Source organism: Steroidobacter denitrificans (genome assembly GCF_001579945.1).
In the GTDB taxonomy this organism is placed as follows: Bacteria; Pseudomonadota; Gammaproteobacteria; order Steroidobacterales; family Steroidobacteraceae; genus Steroidobacter; species Steroidobacter denitrificans.
In genome coordinates this window covers 275,152-292,034 of sequence record NZ_CP011971.1, presented here as the reverse complement: position 1 = coordinate 292,034, position 16,883 = coordinate 275,152, and the positions used below count along the sequence as shown (strand labels likewise).

15 protein-coding genes and 1 pseudogene are annotated in these 16,883 nt (G+C 57.9%); 9 read left to right on the top strand and 7 right to left on the bottom strand.

From position 1 onward, the window contains the following. The first annotated feature begins 22 nt into the window (after window positions 1-22). Window positions 23-1,729, top strand: a complete 1,707-nt coding sequence (locus ACG33_RS01240; RefSeq protein WP_066918020.1) for an IS1634 family transposase — start codon at window positions 23-25, stop codon at window positions 1,727-1,729. Window positions 1,730-2,158: 429 nt separating this feature from the next. Here ACG33_RS01240 and ACG33_RS01235 read toward each other — a convergent pair whose 3' ends face one another. Both ACG33_RS01235 and ACG33_RS01230 read right to left on the bottom strand, forming a co-directional pair. Further along, window positions 2,159-3,313, bottom strand: a complete 1,155-nt coding sequence (locus tag ACG33_RS01235; RefSeq protein ID WP_066918019.1) for an NnrS family protein — start codon at window positions 3,311-3,313, stop codon at window positions 2,159-2,161. Beyond that, window positions 3,310-3,576 carry a DUF2249 domain-containing protein gene (locus tag ACG33_RS01230; RefSeq protein WP_066918018.1) on the bottom strand — a complete coding sequence of 89 codons (267 nt, stop codon included), beginning with the start codon at window positions 3,574-3,576 and terminating at the stop codon, window positions 3,310-3,312. The genes ACG33_RS01235 and ACG33_RS01230 overlap by 4 nt, the downstream gene beginning before the upstream one ends. Before the next feature lie 132 nt (window positions 3,577-3,708). Here ACG33_RS01230 and ACG33_RS15965 point away from each other — a divergent pair, with 132 nt between their 5' ends. Beyond that, window positions 3,709-3,954, top strand: coding sequence for a hypothetical protein (locus tag ACG33_RS15965; protein WP_157071624.1), 246 nt, complete (start codon window positions 3,709-3,711; stop codon window positions 3,952-3,954). Here ACG33_RS15965 and ACG33_RS01225 read toward each other — a convergent pair. Further along, entirely contained in the window at window positions 3,914-4,804 is an 891-nt protein-coding gene (locus tag ACG33_RS01225) for an arsenite methyltransferase (RefSeq protein WP_083536326.1), read from the bottom strand. The genes ACG33_RS15965 and ACG33_RS01225 overlap by 41 nt on opposite strands. 596 nt (window positions 4,805-5,400) lie before the next feature. Here ACG33_RS01225 and ACG33_RS16430 point away from each other — a divergent pair. Next, a pseudogene (locus ACG33_RS16430) lies at window positions 5,401-5,562 on the top strand (GIY-YIG nuclease family protein); the annotation flags it as partial. Window positions 5,563-5,589: 27 nt separating this feature from the next. Here the strand turns inward: ACG33_RS16430 and ACG33_RS01215 are convergent. Then, window positions 5,590-6,309, bottom strand: a complete 720-nt coding sequence (locus tag ACG33_RS01215; protein WP_157071623.1) for a class I SAM-dependent methyltransferase — start codon at window positions 6,307-6,309, stop codon at window positions 5,590-5,592. Window positions 6,310-6,714: 405 nt separating this feature from the next. On the opposite strand from ACG33_RS01215, the gene ACG33_RS16290 reads away from it, so the two are divergent. The 6 genes from ACG33_RS16290 to ACG33_RS01185 all read left to right on the top strand — a co-directional run bounded on the left by ACG33_RS16290 (window position 6,715) and on the right by ACG33_RS01185 (window position 11,579). After that, window positions 6,715-7,047, top strand: a complete 333-nt coding sequence (locus tag ACG33_RS16290; protein ID WP_066918017.1) for a helix-turn-helix domain-containing protein — start codon at window positions 6,715-6,717, stop codon at window positions 7,045-7,047. 12 nt (window positions 7,048-7,059) lie between these two features. Continuing rightward, a complete protein-coding gene (locus ACG33_RS01205) occupies window positions 7,060-8,334 on the top strand; it encodes a type II toxin-antitoxin system HipA family toxin (protein ID WP_066918016.1) in 1,275 nt (424 codons plus the stop codon). A 697-nt stretch (window positions 8,335-9,031) separates the two neighbouring features. Then, on the top strand, window positions 9,032-9,499 hold the full coding sequence (locus ACG33_RS01200) for an ATP-binding protein (RefSeq protein WP_083536323.1): 468 nt from the start codon (window positions 9,032-9,034) through the stop codon (window positions 9,497-9,499). A gap of 173 nt (window positions 9,500-9,672) precedes the next feature. Further along, window positions 9,673-9,840, top strand: a complete 168-nt coding sequence (locus ACG33_RS01195) for a hypothetical protein (protein ID WP_210399128.1) — start codon at window positions 9,673-9,675, stop codon at window positions 9,838-9,840. A 264-nt stretch (window positions 9,841-10,104) separates the two neighbouring features. Further along, window positions 10,105-10,863, top strand: a complete 759-nt coding sequence (locus ACG33_RS01190; RefSeq protein ID WP_066918011.1) for a nucleotidyl transferase AbiEii/AbiGii toxin family protein — start codon at window positions 10,105-10,107, stop codon at window positions 10,861-10,863. Beyond that, on the top strand, window positions 10,845-11,579 hold the full coding sequence (locus tag ACG33_RS01185; RefSeq protein ID WP_066918010.1) for a hypothetical protein: 735 nt from the start codon (window positions 10,845-10,847) through the stop codon (window positions 11,577-11,579). Before ACG33_RS01190 ends, ACG33_RS01185 begins: the two co-directional genes overlap by 19 nt. A gap of 458 nt (window positions 11,580-12,037) precedes the next feature. Here the strand turns inward: ACG33_RS01185 and ACG33_RS01180 are convergent, their stop codons facing one another. The 3 genes from ACG33_RS01180 to ACG33_RS01170 form a co-directional block, all read right to left on the bottom strand. After that, window positions 12,038-12,868 (bottom strand): hypothetical protein, encoded by an 831-nt coding sequence (locus tag ACG33_RS01180; RefSeq protein WP_066918008.1) that lies wholly within the window; start codon window positions 12,866-12,868, stop codon window positions 12,038-12,040. Window positions 12,869-13,554: 686 nt separating this feature from the next. Beyond that, window positions 13,555-14,259, bottom strand: a complete 705-nt coding sequence (locus ACG33_RS01175) for a TSCPD domain-containing protein (RefSeq protein ID WP_066918006.1) — start codon at window positions 14,257-14,259, stop codon at window positions 13,555-13,557. A 139-nt stretch (window positions 14,260-14,398) separates the two neighbouring features. After that, window positions 14,399-16,540: an adenosylcobalamin-dependent ribonucleoside-diphosphate reductase gene (locus ACG33_RS01170; protein WP_066918000.1), complete on the bottom strand. Its 2,142-nt coding sequence runs from the start codon at window positions 16,538-16,540 to the stop codon at window positions 14,399-14,401. Window positions 16,541-16,883 lie beyond the last annotated feature (343 nt).

Here is a 16,883-nt window from a genome sequence, read left to right as displayed (position 1 = left end):
CAATTTAGCGTAGAATACGCGCATGCATATCGATGTTGTACCCAACCGTAAGTCCCGCCCCGCCTACCTGCTGCGCGAGACGTTCCGCGAGGGAAACACGGTCAGGAAGCGCACGATCGCGAACTTGTCCAGCCTCACCGATGAGCAGATCCATGCCTTGCGCGCGATTCTCAAGGGTGAGCCCCTGTACCCACTCCAGACGCTGTTCAACGTCGTGGGATCGCAGGCACACGGCCACGTCGAGGCGGTGCGCCTGGCCATGACCAAGCTGCGCCTGAGTTCACTGCTGGGCACGAAGCCCTCACGCGAACGCGATCTGGTGCTGGCCATGCTGGCCGCCCGGGTGCTCTGCCCGCGCACCAAGCTCGCCACCACCCGCTGGTGGCACACCACCACCCTCGCGCAGGACTTCGGCGTGGCGGATGCGAGCGAGACGGAACTCTACGCCGCCATGGACTGGCTGCTCGAGCGCCAGGGCGCGATCCAGAAAAAGCTGGCCCAGCGGCATCTGGGTCCCGACAGCGTAGTGCTCTACGACCTGTCGTCGAGCTATTTCGAGGGAACCACCTGCCCGCTGGCGAAACTCGGCTACAGCCGCGACGGTAAGCGGGGGATGCTGCAGGTCAACTACGGCTTGCTCACCGACCGCCGGGGCTGTCCGGTCGCTGTATCGGTCTACGAGGGCAACACCTCAGACCCGCAAACGCTGATGCCGGAAATCGCGCGGCTGAAGCAGGAGTTTGGGGTCGAGCAGCTGGTGATGGTGGGTGATCGCGGCATGATCTCCCAGAAAGCCATCCATACGTTGACGAATGAACAAGGCGTACGCTGGATCACCGCGCTCAAGAGCACCTCCATCCGCACGCTGGTGAACCAAGGACATGTGCAGTTGGATCTGTTCGACGAGCGCAATCTGTTCGAGCTTGAGCACCCCGATTATCCCGGTGAACGCCTGGTTGCCTGCCGTAACCCGGCGCTCGCGCAACTGCGCGCACACAAGCGCGAAGAGCTGTTGTGCGCCACCGAAAAGCAGCTCGAGAAGATCCGCGCGTCCGTGGCCAAGGGGCGCTTGCGAGGCCAAGATAACATCGGTGTGCGGGTTGGCCGCATAGTCAATCAATACAAGATGGCCAAGCACTTCGCACTCGATATCCGCGAGGATCTCTTCGGCTTCGAGCGCAAGACCGACGGTATCGAAACCGAAGCCCGCCTCGATGGGCTCTATGTCATCCGCACCAGCGTCCCGGCCCAGATCATGGACGCGGCCGAATGCGTGCGCCAATACAAATCGTTGGCTCAAGTAGAGCGCGCGTTCCGAACGCTGAAGAGCGTGGATCTGCGCATCCGGCCGATCCATCATCGGCTCGCCGAGCGAGTACGCGCACATATCCTGCTGTGCGTACTGGCCTACTACATCGAATGGCACATGCGCGAAGCCTGGCGCGAGCTGCTGTTTGCGGACGAAGACCAGGCCGCCAAAGCCACGCGCGATCCGGTGGCGCCGGCGAAGCGCTCTGAGGCCGCGAAACGCAAAGCCCTGACGGGTCGGCTTCCCGACGCAACGCCCGCCCACAGCTTCTCAACGCTCCTGGCGGAGTTGTCCACGATCGTGCGAAATACCTGCCGCGCCGCGCTGCCCGGCGAGTCGACATCCACGTTCGCCGCGGTGACCACCGCGAACTCGAAACAACAGCGCGCACTGGAGTTGTTGCAGAAGATCACCGTGTAGCCAGGCGCGAGCACCCCAGGCTCAGGTTAAGTATCTGAGCCTGCGAATAAATTTACTCTTTCTTCACAAGAACTTCAGTTTAAAGATCGGATGCTGCCGTTCGATGCAGATGCAGCACGCCGCTACGTAGACCTGACCATGACTGGCTGTGAGAATGTACGGATGCTCGGGCCATGGAGCCTTTGCGCTCCATGCCTGAATATAGGCACGAGGAATCGAGGGGCGATCCGATTTGGTTCCAACGCCTACTGTTACGACGACAGACGTTGTGACAATGGATCGCTCCAGGTAATTTCATCTGTCTAATCCCATTGCCGGCCGATCGGATTTTTGCCTGAGTCCAAGCGGAGTCTCTTGATGGCGGGCGGCAAATGGATTGGTTGTATCAGGTCCACGATACGTATCGTCACCGCGATACGCTTCTTCGCCTCAGCCGGCTGCGCCGTCTATCCGCCTACGAATCAGGATCGGCCAGTAGCGCACTGCATAAAGCAGGAATCCGCCAGACCATAGCGTCGCTGCGATATACACGCTCGCCAGATAATGCTGCGGCAGGATCAGCGGACCAACCACACGTATCACCGCGGCAGCGGCTATCAGCACGAAACAAGTGATTTCGAAGTGATCGGCGAGCAGCAGCCGCCCCGTATGGCCGCGAGCGGTACGCACCATCATGCCGATGGTGAGCCCACCGATCGCCCCGATAGTGAGCGCATGTACCGCCAGCGGGCGCACTATCCCGATGATCTCGCCGGTTGCGCGCAGCAGCAGGTGCACGGGAATCCATGCGTAGGCGAGATGCAGCACCCACAGCAATGGTACGCGTAAAGTGACCCGCGTGTTCCACAGAGCAAGACGTACAATGTGTATGATCGCGACTGCGGCTGCAAGCCCAGCAAACGGTATACCGCCAAGTCCGAACAGATCGGCAATCAGTAGGGCGAGTATGCCACCCAGCGCCATACGCTCGACATAGAGGGAGCGTCGCGCACGTGCCCCCGGCGCGCTGTTGTTGGTAAACATGGGCACAACGCGACCGGCCATCACGGCGATGATGAACAGAATCACATCGAGTCCGAGTTGCACACCGACCCAGGGCGGCACTGCAACGATGCCGAGCCAGGCAAAATGAATGCAGGCGATGCCTGCAGACATCAGCACCAGCAGGCCAACGAAGAAATAGTTCCGCCGGTTACGAGCCTGCCACAGCGGCACACCGATCCCCCAGGCGACCACCAGCGGGAATGCCACGTTCGCAACCGCAGCCGCGACGCCCCAAGGAGTCAGCACCAGCACGCGCCCTGCAACCCAGAGGGCTGCGATAGCAGCGAGCGTGGCTCCGGTCGGCGTTGGCCGACCGCTCCAGTTACGTACCGAGGTGAACAGGAAGCCCGTAATGACCGCCAGCGTGAAGCCGAACAGCATCTCGTGCGCATGCCATAGCGACCCTTCGAGATAGGCGTTTGGCAGTAGGCCGGCGAGCTGCAGCGCCCACAAGCCCACTGACATTGCAGAGAATATCGCGGCCAGCAGATAAAAAGGGCGAAAGCCTAGATGCCAGAGCGCGATGGTGTTCTCACTCATCCACCGCAGCCACCGCAGCAGTTACCCGCCTCCTTGGCGATGCGAACACGCCAGGTAGCAGGGCCCTGCTCGAGATAGTCCCAGGTGAACTGCCCGTGGAAATCAGACTTGAACTGGCGGTGCAAAGGCTGCGGATCGTGGTCGTTCACCAACTCGATCGCACCGCCGGCCGGCAAGGCAGCGAAGGATGAGAAAATGTGTGAATGACGCTCATGCGGCGCAATAGTGCGAACATCGATCGTGGTATGGACCGGACCTGTCATGCGATGGCTCCTTAGAATACGGAAATAATGGAATGGCGTTTGGCCTGCAGAAATGCAGACTGTAAAATTAGCTTATGACTTTGTCTTACTCATCTTCTCGTCCAGTGTAGTGCGGATCGCTGCTATGACGACATGATCTCGGTCAGGATCGGCGTGGCAAGAGGCCAGTTGCGGGTCGCCGGTGCGCGTATCCCCTGGAGCAAAGACTCCACCCCGATCATCGAAATTTTACATAACCTATTAAAGGCCATCGGTCTGGAACGAGGGTCCACGTTGGCGCAAAACACCGGCTCTACCGAAACCGGTGCCAGCCTGCGCGCGCAACGCATGCCTACTATCAAGAAGCTCGGCATGAAGTTGAGCGGTTATGTGGTCTGATCGCCTCTATCGTAGCGGAGACGACGTAGTCGGTAATGTTGTGCTCAGGCGCCCAGTCCTTAATGAATTCCTTGGATTCATCCTTCGGTTGGATGCGGATGCACTCAAAACCGGCAGCGCGCATCATGGCTTCCAGATCCTCGATCAGGGATGCGTTTCCCATACAACCGGCCACGAGGCTCGCGTCATTACGCATTTCCACAGGAAGTTCGACGGTCGCAACTACATCGGAAATCGCCAGTCGTCCGCCCGGCTTGAGCACACGAAAGGCATCGCGGAATACTCGGGGCTTATCGGGAGATAGATTGATCACGCAATTGGAGATGATCACGTCGGCGGTCGCGTCGGCGATCGGCAAGTGCTCGATTTCTCCAAGGCGGAATTCCACGTTATCGAAGCGCCCCTTTGCTGCGTTGGCACGTGCCTTCGAGATCATATCCGGTGTCATATCCACACCAATGACATGGCCGCCGGAACCGACCTCATGAGCTGCCAGGAAACAATCAAAGCCGCCGCCAGCGCCCAGATCGACCACTACCTCACCTGGCTTGAGCGCCGCGATGGCCTTCGGGTTGCCGCAGCCGAGGCCCATGTCGGCACCCGCAGGAGCCAAATCGAGATCTACCTGGCTATAGCCGAGGCGAGTGGAGATTAGGGTGTTGATTACGCTGTCGTCACTGACGCCACAGCAACTGGCAGCCACCCCGCAACCCTCACCGGCACTGTCGGCTTTGGCGACTTCGGCGTAGGCCTGCCGCACGATCTGGCGGTGCGTATCATGATCAGCAGCGGAGGAGATTCCATTTTCGATCGCCGTAGCGGAATTGCAGCAAAATTTCTGATCGCTCATTGGCAGACCCATTGAAGTGTTAGTTGCAGGACAGCTTCACGCGCCTGCGTCTTCGCAGGTCGCGTGCATGGCCTTGTTGGGCATTCTACATACAGAAAACTTCCTGGACCTAAGCGTCATGCTCGAATGGACCGTGGATTGATTTGAAGCAACCGCGGCTTTCCAACAAATCTCTCTTCAGATTGGTTGCGACCCAGTTCACGGCGCAGATGATCTTGTTCGTTTCCAGAATGACGCCCTTGATGATTCCGAGATGCATGTTGCGTATGCCGGTTTGCCCCCGGCCTTTCATCCACTTAATGGCAATTCTGTTCCCCGATTTCATCTCTGACGCTTCCTCCAACTAACTTCCTTTCTGCCATCCGAGCATCCAGACCCCTGTTCGATCCACTTTGTATCTTGATGATCTACTCCGCCCCAAGAAGCCCCCGCCACCCAGTATTTATTCTTCATCGACCATTCCTCGTTGCAGCCCTGCGGGAGGGCGGTCCACCACATGCCTGAGAATGTCTTTTTATCCTATTCTTGCCCAACAGTCATTTCAGCGACAGCTGTTGTATTAACAATAGTTATGCTGCGTCGTATTACAATAATTAGTGCTGCATCTTAGCGTAGGCGTGACCGGCGGCAGGGTGGAGACACGCATCGCCAACGCCGAATACGACTCCACCTATCTGCTGGCGAAGGTCGAAGTGGTAGCGACTTACAAGCTCGCCGGCATCAACCGCACCCGGATGGAAAATCTGTTCTACAAGCTGACCGATAAGGTCTGACTGCCGCGACGCCTAACGCTCGGCATCAGCGGCGGCGCACAGCGCCGTCCGCTGCATGCTGTTGTTAGGTGGCGCATCGGTGGCTGCAACCGTATCCGCCACCACAAGAATAAACGCGCCAGTGTGAACCCACTGCGGCCACAAGCGCTCCAGGATTCGCGCGAGCCGCCCGCCTCCCGGGAGATGTATGGCGGTCTGAACTCGAAGAAGGCGCACGGGCAGACCCGTGAACAGGTCGGCCGCCTCGCGGGTTGTGTGCCAGCGAGCACCTCCATACGCCCCGCGACCACCACGTCTCCCCTTCCAAAGCCAAAGGAGGCTGCGACGATTCAGCAGGCCGATCGCGACCCGCCGACCCGCAACGCGGACCATCTCGCGAACCGCAGCCCGTTCCTCCTCGATGAAACATAGTGCCGCGATCGACACGACAAGGTCGAAGCTTGCGGCTTCATACGGCAAGGCGCGCGCGTCCGCGATCACATAGGACGCTTTGCCGGCACCCTGGCGGCGCGCATACGCCACCCATTCTGGATTGATATCGACGCCGGTGACCGGGCCTCCTATCGCGGAAGCGAGGGCACGCGTGAAGAAACCCGTGCCACAGCCAACGTCGAGAAGCGACTCCCCTGAACCAGGTTGTAGCTCTCCAAGGAGCAGCGCCAACTCGCGCTGCCCGATCCACCGACCCCGCGGCGTCTCATACCACTGGTCATAGGTCTCTGCGTCCGTCACGTTTTGTGGGCCACCTAACGCCAAAGCTCAGCGAGCGACCCGTCCGCTGGGGCGCCTTGTTGGGCATGAACGAATGCAGCTTGGATGGCCGTTTCATCTGGGATGGACTTGACGTGCCATCGCACTACACGAATATCTGCTGAACTCACAGGATATGGCGTGGCACAGGCAAAAGGCATCTATACAGGGAAAATCGAAGCGCCTGGCCGGAGCGCTGCGTATGCCCAGACGCGTGAGAGGATCACGAGGCCGTCCTCGTCACACCGAACGGCAAAGTTGCTCCGCGCTAACAGGCCATATCTGGCCCACATTCTCAAATTGCGGGTCAGATATGGCCGATATTATTTGCAGGTCAGCTGGCAATCAGGCATAATTTGGCCTGTTAACCACTATAGCGAGTCAAATATGGCTCATGAAATCACTCAGCCGCTTCCCTTGGAAGTTCTGAAATCCGTCGAGTCGCTGGGCGGGCGCATCCGCATTGCCCGGCTGCGCCGGCGCTTGAATATGGACGAGTTGGCCAAAGCCTGCGGCATCGGTCGTCGCACGCTGTACCGCATCGAGAACGGCGAGCCCGGTGTGGCGATTGGCTTCACGTTGGCGGTGTTGTGGAAACTCGGCTTGCTCGACACGGTTCGTGCGGTTGCCGACCCGGACGACGATGAGCACGGGAAGATCCTCGAAGCGGCCCGGCGGCCGCAGCGCGTGCGTGCGCGTGCGCCCGACAACGACTTTTGATACGGAACCTCCATGGCTGTCCAAGAAGAATTCTGCTACGTCTATGTCCAACTGCCCGGCACCTTCGAGTGGGTGCCGTGCGCCTCTTTGAAAATCCGTGAAGTGGGCGCCGGCGCGTTCCAGGGCACCTTCACCTACGGCAAGCGCTATCTCGAACGGCCGAACGTCATTGCGCTGGACCCCTACCACCTGTCTCTTTCGGCGAAGCCGCTGTATTTCACGAAGCTCAAGGGCATTCCGGGTGCCCTGCGCGATGCCAGTCCAGACGCCTGGGGCCGTCGCGTCATCCAGGCCCGTCTGGCGCGGCCCGAGGCTGACATCACTGAGATGGAGTACCTACTCAACGGACCCGACGATGGCGCCGGGAACCTGCGTTTCGGTCTTTCCGTAGCGCCCCCAGGTCCTGCACGACCATTTAACCGTACACACCAACTGCAAGAACTCACCAAAGCCGCTGAACAACTGGAAGAGACCGGCAAGCTGCCTCACGAGATTCTGGAGCGCTTGGAGCCTGGCACCAGCATGGGCGGCGCGCGTCCGAAGGTCACTGTGGAGGACCAGCAGCACATCTACCTGGCCAAGCTGCCTGAGAAGCGGGACCGGCACAATATGCAGCGCATCGAGTACGCCACTCTTGAGCTTGCTCGCGCGGCAGGCCTCCGTGTGTGTGGCGCCCGTCTGGAAACCGTCGGCAAGGCCGAGGCCTTGTTGCTGTTGCGCTTTGACCGCGAGTGGAATTCAAACGCCCAAGCCTACGCACGCCACGGGCTGGTCTCAGGCCTCACGGTTCTGGACGCTGAAGACGGTTATACTGGCCGCGAGCGATGGTCTTATCGTCTGCTGGCCGACGAGCTGCGCCGGTGGTCCATCAAGCCCGACGAGGATCGGCGCGAGTTGTTCATGCGCATGGTCTTCAACGCGATGGTGACCAATAACGACGATCACCCGCGCAACCACGCCTTGTTGCGCACGTTTTCCGGCTGGCGGCTCTCACCAGCCTATGACATCGTGCCGGTGCCACTTGTGTCAAAGGAGCGCCGCGACCTGGCGCTGGAGGCCGGACGATTCGGCCGGGTCGCCAGCCTCTACAACTTACTGTCGGACTGCGGCGCCTTCGGGCTGTCCACCCAAGATGCCCAGGCGCTCATCGACAACATGCTCAGCGTCGTCAAGGGCTGGCGCGAGTTCTTCGTCAGACACAACGTGGAAGCCCGTTCCATCGACATGTTGGAGCAGGCCATCCTGCCGGACTGCTTCTATCGTACCGAGCCTGTCGAGGCGCTCTGACAGCACGCTCGCGGAATGACTCCCCAGGAAAGGCTCATTCAACGGGCGTGCAGGAACGCAGCCGGGGCAGCAGGGAGTTCTCGCCTCGCTCTGTTGCTTCTATTCGTAGGCATGTGCTTTCAATTGGAAGCATATGCCTCTTGCGTGCTCGGCCCGGGTTCAAGTCCCTCTGGCGCCTAAATGAGGAGCGTCATAGTGGAAGGCGGAGTAGTCGCGGTAGGGACGGAGATTGCTCCCCGCCCCCCGCACAGATCCGTACGTGCGGCACTACCGCATACGGCTCCTGCCTTGAGTCATGACGCGAAGCGTTGATGCGGATACGGATAGAGTACCGCACGGTCAAGATCATCCTCAAGCGCCGGATGGACACCGCGCCGCTGCCTGATCAGGCGCAAACCCCAGACGCCACCGCAGGACTCGGCGCAGCGAACGTGCGCGGCCGTCGGTACTACAGCTGACGCCGGCAATGCGCGCCGCGGACAGTGTAGGGCGCTCCTGCCAGATCCGCGGCGGCCGCGCTGCGCTGCCCGAGCGGGATAAGGCCCAATAGATGTCAGCGCGGATAGGAGGAAGACACGGAGATCAACACAAACACGTTCCGGCATTACCAGAACCCAAACATCAGCAAATCACAGGAACCATCACATGTTGCTTGAACAGACTCTCGAGAAGTTGAACGCCATGAAGCTCTTCGGACTTGCCAAGTCGCTCAAGGAGCGCCTCGAGCGCCACGATCAAGAGCTTCGTCGCCCAGGCCCTCGGCCAGCATGCCTGTCGCGCGGGCTTCACCGTCCAGTATCTGCGCCTGCCGATGCTCCTGAACCTCTTCGTCCAGGCCCGTGCCGAGGGCACCTACGATCGACTGCTCAAGCGCCTCGCCAAGCTCTCCGTGATCGTCCTCGATGACTTCGGTCTCGGCAGCCTTTCCGACCGGGAAAAGCAAGACCTGCTCGAAGCTCTTGAGGAACGCTACGGCGCCGGGGCAATCATCGTGACGGCCCAGCTCCCCATCAGCGACTGGCATGAGTATCTCGGCGGCGGGCGCGTTGCCGACGCCATCCTCGACCGCCTCGTGCATCACGCCCATCGCATCGAGCTGCGCTCACCGGAATCGATGCGCAGAACCTACCCGGCTGGCCACCATGACGAACAGTCGGTAGAGTAGTCGACCTGCTTGCGTCGCTTCGCTCCGATGGTGTCCGCCATCACCGGATCAGCTGTCCGCCATGGCCGGAACGCGCAATCCGTGAGCACGCTCACGACCTGGCGTTGGAGGCCGGACGATTCGGCCGGGTCGCTAGTCTCTACAACTTACTGTCGGATTGCGGCGCCTTCGGGTTGTCCACCCAAGAAGCCCAGGCGCTCATCGACAGCATGCTCGGCGTCGTCAAGGGCTGGCGCGAGTTCTTCGTCAGTCACAACGTGGAAATCCGTTCCATCGACATGTTGGAGCAGGCTATCCTGCTGGACTGCTTCTATCGTACTGAGCCTGTCGAGGCGCTCTGACGGCACGCCCGTTAATGAACCCCAGGAGGAGTTCTCGCCTCGCTCTGCTGCCTCTATTCGTAGGCATATGCTTTCAATTGGAAGCATATGCCTCTTGCGTGCTCAGCACGGTTCAAGTTTCTCTGGCGCCTAAATGAAGAGTGTCATAGCCAAAGGCGGGAGCAAGCGTCTCGCTAGCCGATGCCTGCGCCTGGCAGATCTATCTAGTTGCATTAAGTATGTTAACAGCTATAATGCAGTTAACGCACTTAATACGAATATCCCATGGACTCTCTTACAGAAGTCAGAAATGCCTTTCAAGAACGCCTACTCGCGGCCATCTACAAGGCACGCCAGCCAGGCGAGTTGATCTTGAAGGGCGGCGGGGCTATGAAGGTTCGAACCGAAAGCGCCCGCTTTACGAAAGACATCGATTTGGACCACGACCCAAAGCGAGGTCTGGACAGCCTGGTGAAGTCGATCCGCAAAGCGATTGAGCAGTCCTTCGTCGGTGGCTACAAAAAAATCCAGGTCTCTGAGCCCAAGCAAACCGACGCGGTGGCGCGCTGGAAGATTCGCGCCGCAGGGCCAAAGGGCGAGGAGTTTCAGCTCACCCTTGAAGTGTCTCGTCGTCACGAAATTTCGATGGATGACGTCGAGTCGTCACTGTTCCAAGTGAGGGACAAGAATTTCTCTGCCCGCTCATACATTGACGTCTACAAGAGCGACAAACTCGTTGAGATGAAACTGCACGCGCTACTCGATGAAAACCGAATCGCTCCGCGCGATATCTATGATTTGGATTTACTCATCGGCGAAGGTGCGCGACCAAGCGAAGCTGGTCTTGCCGCTATCCAAGATAGATACAACGATGTTGCTGATCAGCTAATAAAGAAGATGGAAGCCATGCCTTGGGAGATGTTTACATCACAGACGCTACCCGTGGTTCCAGATGATCTGCGATCTCGCATTACCGAACGTGAGTATGGTGCGATGAAGGATCGCATTTTAAAGGAGGTGATGAAATGGACCGCGCAACCGTAACAAAGCCCATCGCTGTAAAAGCGAATTGGGACACGCGGCTCGAGATGCGGCTCACTGAGCCAAATGCTGCGCGTGTGCTCAACACATTAACACTGTTTCGACTGGCCCGCCACGAACAATCGACCTTGTCTCGCGCTTCCTTAGAGCGATGGATCACTGATGCGCTTGCGGCGAAGCGACTAATCAAGGTCGTTCGCGGGTTGTACTTGAATAGAATGACAACGCCCCCGGCCGAGCTTACTGAGGCAGCTGGGTGGCTACGGCCAGGCGCGATCGTCTCTCTGCAGACCGTGCTTGGCGATTGCGGTGCGTGGAACAACTTCACTGATGCTGCAACTGCCGTTGTTCCCTTCTCTTTCGACGCCGTTAGGCCTTCTCTTGGCACTCGATCGACACAGGCAGGTCAGTTTCACTTTCGGGGAATCCCAGAGGCGGTGTTGCTGGCCGGAAGAGAAGCGGATCGGCTCGCCGATGTTTATGGCTATCTCAGAGCAACGCCTGAAGCTGCGCTGCTACATTGGATCTACTTGGCCAACTCGCCACGCAGTAACCTATCGGCGCCGCCGCTGGACATCGATCTCGATGACCTCAATTTGCCGCGTCTACAGCGGCTTGCAAAAGCGATGCAGCTCGAAGATGCGCTCAATAAGTGGCTCGAAGTCAAGCACGCATACGATGAGTCTCCGAGCGTTGCTGAGCAAACGTGGATTCCTTGAGGCGGAGCCGAAGACCCCGCCCTCGGTAATTATTGGTGAAGCGCAGGTGGAGGCCCACCGTGAGCGCAAGGAGAGCTGAATGCGATCAGCCTGTCGCGTGAACTCACCCAGCTGCGAGCGAGTCCGGAGCTGGCCTGGCTGAAGGTCCCTGCCGCGCGAGCTCCTGGGATTTGGACCGCGCCTATCAGTTCGCGCCTGCTCCTTTGCAAAGTCCAGCTTTGGATACAATAAGGACGGAAGAAGCTGTCCTAATGCTGCCTCATACTTTCTGTCCGCCCCTTCGTCCTTGCCGATCGGAAGCTTGCGGATGATGGAAAACTTACGCTTCGCTGACGTGATTGGGATCTGAGAAAAGAGCGGATCGTTGTGGCAGTCCTCGAAAGCCCGCTCCTTCGCTTTCACGTAGCCCTCAACCACCCCAAAGTGGTCTCGGTTGTAATCAAGCACTTCGATTAGGGTCAGGGCTTCCGCATGGTGTGAGATGTCGTCCTGTGGCAATATTTTTCGAAGTATTCATCGTAGTTAATCCATGGAACAAACCGCAGCCATCGTTTGGGCACGAAGATCAGCGGCTTCCCGGTAACAGGGTTGACTGGCAGATCAATGCCGCGTTGAGTCTGGAACGAGTTCGTGCGGTACTCGTATACGTTCTCAACATCACACGCCCCGCAGGGTATACCGAGTTTTCGGCACTGTTGTATCGTAAAGTCGATTAAGAACGACTTCATAAGGCTACAACAAATATCGCTGATCCGATCTTTCGAGATTCCGTCCACGAAGAACTGAATCTCTTCAAAGTGGCGAAAGCCTACTCTCGAATAGTGAGGGACCCGCTTGAATAGCGAGATGATTTCGCGCGCTTTCGCCTCTCCTATTCGTTTTCCTTTGCGAGTAGCTGACGATCCCAGCCCAACTTCATCGCACTCTGACGCGGCGATTAGGTTTGTAACCGCTTGTGCCTCCTCACCTTTCGCAGCGAGGGCACCAAAGTGATTGAACGCGTTGATGATACTTGTGTGAAGACCTTGATCCATCTGCGATGGCGAGCGCCACAGTAGAAAGGGGTCTACATAGAGAGGAATGTCCTCATCAAAAATGGGGATTGCGAAATCGAGGTCCGCTTGCGACCGCAGAATGCCATGATAATCGGTAAGCCGAGGGCGAATCAGCAATTCTATAAATCCTCGATAGATGTTGTCCGGAACACCTGGCTTGTCGAAAAGGCCGTAGGAATAGATTCTGTCGCGCGGAGTTTGCAGAGCGCACTCGACGTCACCGACAACCTGCATCCACTCGAGCTACAGTAGCCATTTTCAATTCTGAAAGTTCTATTAGGATTATATCTCCATTGGTTGCGGCCTTCCTGCCACCTCATCACTCTGTGTATCTGCATCCGCGTGCGGCCCTGATGCAGGTGGGTCAATGTCTGCTTTTGGTCGGAAGCAGACTCTGGACGTCGTCGCAACTCGCGGTGTAGTTAACCTACATAAGGATTGGGTTGGACTTCTGGACAAGCGACGGCCCTCACCGTATTCCTGCGAATTACTTCGACTTGGGTTAGGTCCCACTGGCTGCTGCATTGGTTGTGCAGGTACCGGCCGGCTCTTCGACGTCCTCATGCAGTTGCGTTTCAGTTTGTTCGCTGTGATCAACTTACAGGGAAGGACTTTCGTCTTCGAGAGAGTGCGCCCGTGCCGGGCGAACCGCCAAGAAAACGCCCCGCAAATGCGGGGCGTAGGTGGTAATGAGTTAGTCCCCAGATCACCGTTGAATTGGCGTTTTGAGCCGTCCTGAACGCCCTCTTTGGCGCTCCAGATCGATTAGTCGCATCTGTTGGTGTCACGCCTCATGTAACTCATTGATTTACATAGCCAACTAGTCGCAACTTATGGGGTCAAAAGTCGCAACTGTACGTACAAAAGTCGCGATTCAAACGTAAACCCACACACCTCAACTGGGAAATCGCGCACCCAGCTCACCCGCACTTCGAATCCCCACAATTCAGACAGGTCATGCAGCCGTCCATGAGCACCACGGCGGCGGTGCTGCATTTTCCGCAAAGCTGTGCGCCTTCGGGAAAGTGGCTTTTGGCAAAGGCATCCTGCTGCTTGTTGCGCGCTTCGAACTCGGCCTTCTTTTCCTCGATGAGCTTCCGGTGATGCTCATCCAGTTCCGGCACCTTCAGCAAACCGATGGTCTGCAGATGCTTTTCGATGACATGACCGAGTTCGGCGATGATCGAAGGCATGAACTTGCCGCCGGATTGCCAATAGCCGCCGCGCGGATCAAACACGGCCTTGAGTTCCTCGACCAGGAAGGTGACGTCGCCGCCCTTGCGAAATACCGCCGAAATGATGCGTGTCAGCGCCACGATCCATTGAAAGTGATCCAGATTCTTGGAATTGATGAAAATCTCGAATGGCCGGCGCTGTTCGTGAGGCGTGCCCTCGTTCAGGATCATGTCGTTGATCGTCACGTACATGGCGTGATCCGACACCGGTGTCTTGATCTTGTAGGTCGATCCGACCAGTACTTCCGGACGCTCGAGCTTCTCGTGCATCCACACCACGTTCGAATCCTTGCGGGCGGTCTCGGCCGGAGCAGATTTTACTGCCGGCTTATCCTCAGGTCTTTCGACCCGATACTTGACGATTTTCTTATCGATCTTGGTGAAGCTCATAATCTAATGTCCTCAACGGCTTCCTGGCCGCTCTCGGCGATCTGATCCGCTGCCCGAGCGCGGGATGATGTGCCACCTGGAAAACGGCGCCGAGGTATGCTGTGGCATATCATGGCCGGACGCCCCGACGAACCTTTTCTCAGAATTTCCCGTAATACCCTTCTTTCAATGCGTCAAAGAGATTCGCAGCCGTGTGCATCTCACCGTCATACTCGATCTCCTCGTCGCCTCTGACCTTGATCTCTGCTCCATCCTCGAGCGTAAACACGTAGGTCGTATTCTTCAGATCCTCCTCCTTGACCAGTACGCCCTGGAATGCCTCAGGATTGAAGCGGAACGTCGTACAGCCCTTCAGTCCCTGCTCGTAGGCGTACAAATAAATATCCTTGAAATCCTCATAGTCATAGTCTGTCGGCACATTCGCCGTCTTGGAGATCGAAGAGTCGATCCACTGCTGCGCTGCAGCCTGGATGTCGACATGCTCCTTGGGAGTAATGTCTTCCGCCGTCGTGAAATAATCCGGCAACTGTTCCGCGGGATTCGATGAATTCGGCATGGCCCGCGGGTTGATCAGTTCGCGGTACGCCAGCAGTTCGAAGGAGAACACATCGATCTTTTCCTTGGACTTCTTGCCCTCGCGAATCACATTCCTGAAATAATGGTGCGCGAACGACGGCTCGATGCCATTGGATGCGTTGTTCGCCAGCGATAACGAAATGGTGCCGGTGGGCGCAATCGAACTGTGGTGTGTGAAGCGCGCGCCGACTTCTGCAAGCTCGTCGACCAATTCCGGGGCCGCCTCGGCGACACGCTGCATGTATCTGCTGTACTTCGCGTGCAGGATACGTCCAGGTATCGTCTGCCCGACGCGCCAGCCATCGCGTGCCATCTCTGGACGCTTATGCAGCATTTCCTGCGTCACCTCGAACTCCTCCAGCAGGATCGGCGCTGCCCCCTTCTCTCGCGCCAGCGCGAGGCCCTCCTCCCAGCCTGCGATCGCCATTTCGCGCGCCGCATTCTGAGTGAAGGCGACCGATTTGCGCGAGCCGTACTTCATGCCTTGCATGGTGATTGCCGAACCCAGACCGAGAAAACCCATGCCGTGGCGGCGCTTGCGCGTGATCTCGTTGCGTTGCTGTCCCAACGGTAGACCATTGATTTCGACCACGTTATCGAGCATGCGCGTGAATACCTTGACGACGTCCCGGTATGTCTCCCAATCGAAACGTGCATTCTCCGTGAATGGATCGAGCACAAAGCGCGTCAAATTCACCGAACCAAGCAGACAGGAGCCATAGGGCGGTAGCGGCTGTTCTCCGCAAGGATTGGTCGCGCGAATATTCTCGCACCACCAATTGTTGTTCATTTCATTGACACGATCGATCAACACGAAGCCGGGTTCCGCAAAATCGTAGGTGGAGGACATGATCACATCCCACATGCGCCGTGCCGGCAGGACCTTGTAGATCTTGCAACACACCTGGCCCGAGTCGTTCGTGACATAACCTTCCTTGATCGGCCACTCGCGCCACACATACTTCGACGGATCATGAAAATCCTCATCCCCCGCCTCGCGCAAAGAGACCGGAAAGGCCAGTTTCCAGTCCTGGTCGGCCTTGACCGCTTGCATGAATTCATCGGTGACCAGCAGCGACAGGTTGAACTGGCGCAGACGGCCGGCCTCACGTTTAGCACGGATGAAATCCATGGCGTCGGGATGACCGACATCGAATGTGCCCATCTGTGCGCCGCGGCGACCGCCGGCCGAGGATACCGTGAAACACATCTTGTCGTAGATATCCATGAATGACAGCGGACCGGAGGTATAGGCACCGGCACCGGACACATAGGCGCCACGAGGACGCATCGTCGAGAATTCATAGCCAATACCACAGCCCGCCTTCAAGGTCAGACCCGCCTCGTGCACCTTGGCCAGGATATCGTCCATCGAATCGTGGATGGTGCCGGACACGGTGCAATTGATCGTCGAGGTGGAGGGCTTGTGCTCCAATGCGCCGGCATTCGAAATGATGCGGCCCGCAGGAATCGAGCCCTTGCGCAACGCCCACAGAAAGCGCTCATACCAGTGCTCGCGCACCTCTTCCCGTTCGACATCCGCCAACGCACGCGCCACGCGCTGATAAGTCTCGTCCATGCTTTGATCGATCGGCGTTCCATCCTTGGCGGCCAAGCGGTATTTCTGCTCCCAGATGTCGCGGGACGCCTCCTGGAACGGAATGCTGTTGACGTCCATGGGTTCTAGTTTAATCGCGGTTTTCATACCGGCGCTGCTCCCGAATCGAAGGGTCGGCCCAATTCATTCCCTGCCCTGCACCGGCTCCCCCGTTGCGGTGACGGCTCGAACAGAACTCCATCTGACCCATGAGGATTTGCGGCCGGACATTTTTCGCGATGCGATTCGCGATTTGTAATCGTCGTCGGATCAAATCGCCGGCATTGCCGGCGGGCCAGCTGCAAAACACAACATATTGTGTCAGGACAGGGAGCCTAATCTGCCGAAACAGTATCGTCAAGATCAAAACCGCTTGTATATATCTATAAATAATACAGTAAAAACATATATTTACGAAATTCATCAAATGGATCTGGCTTGTCAAGCGGGC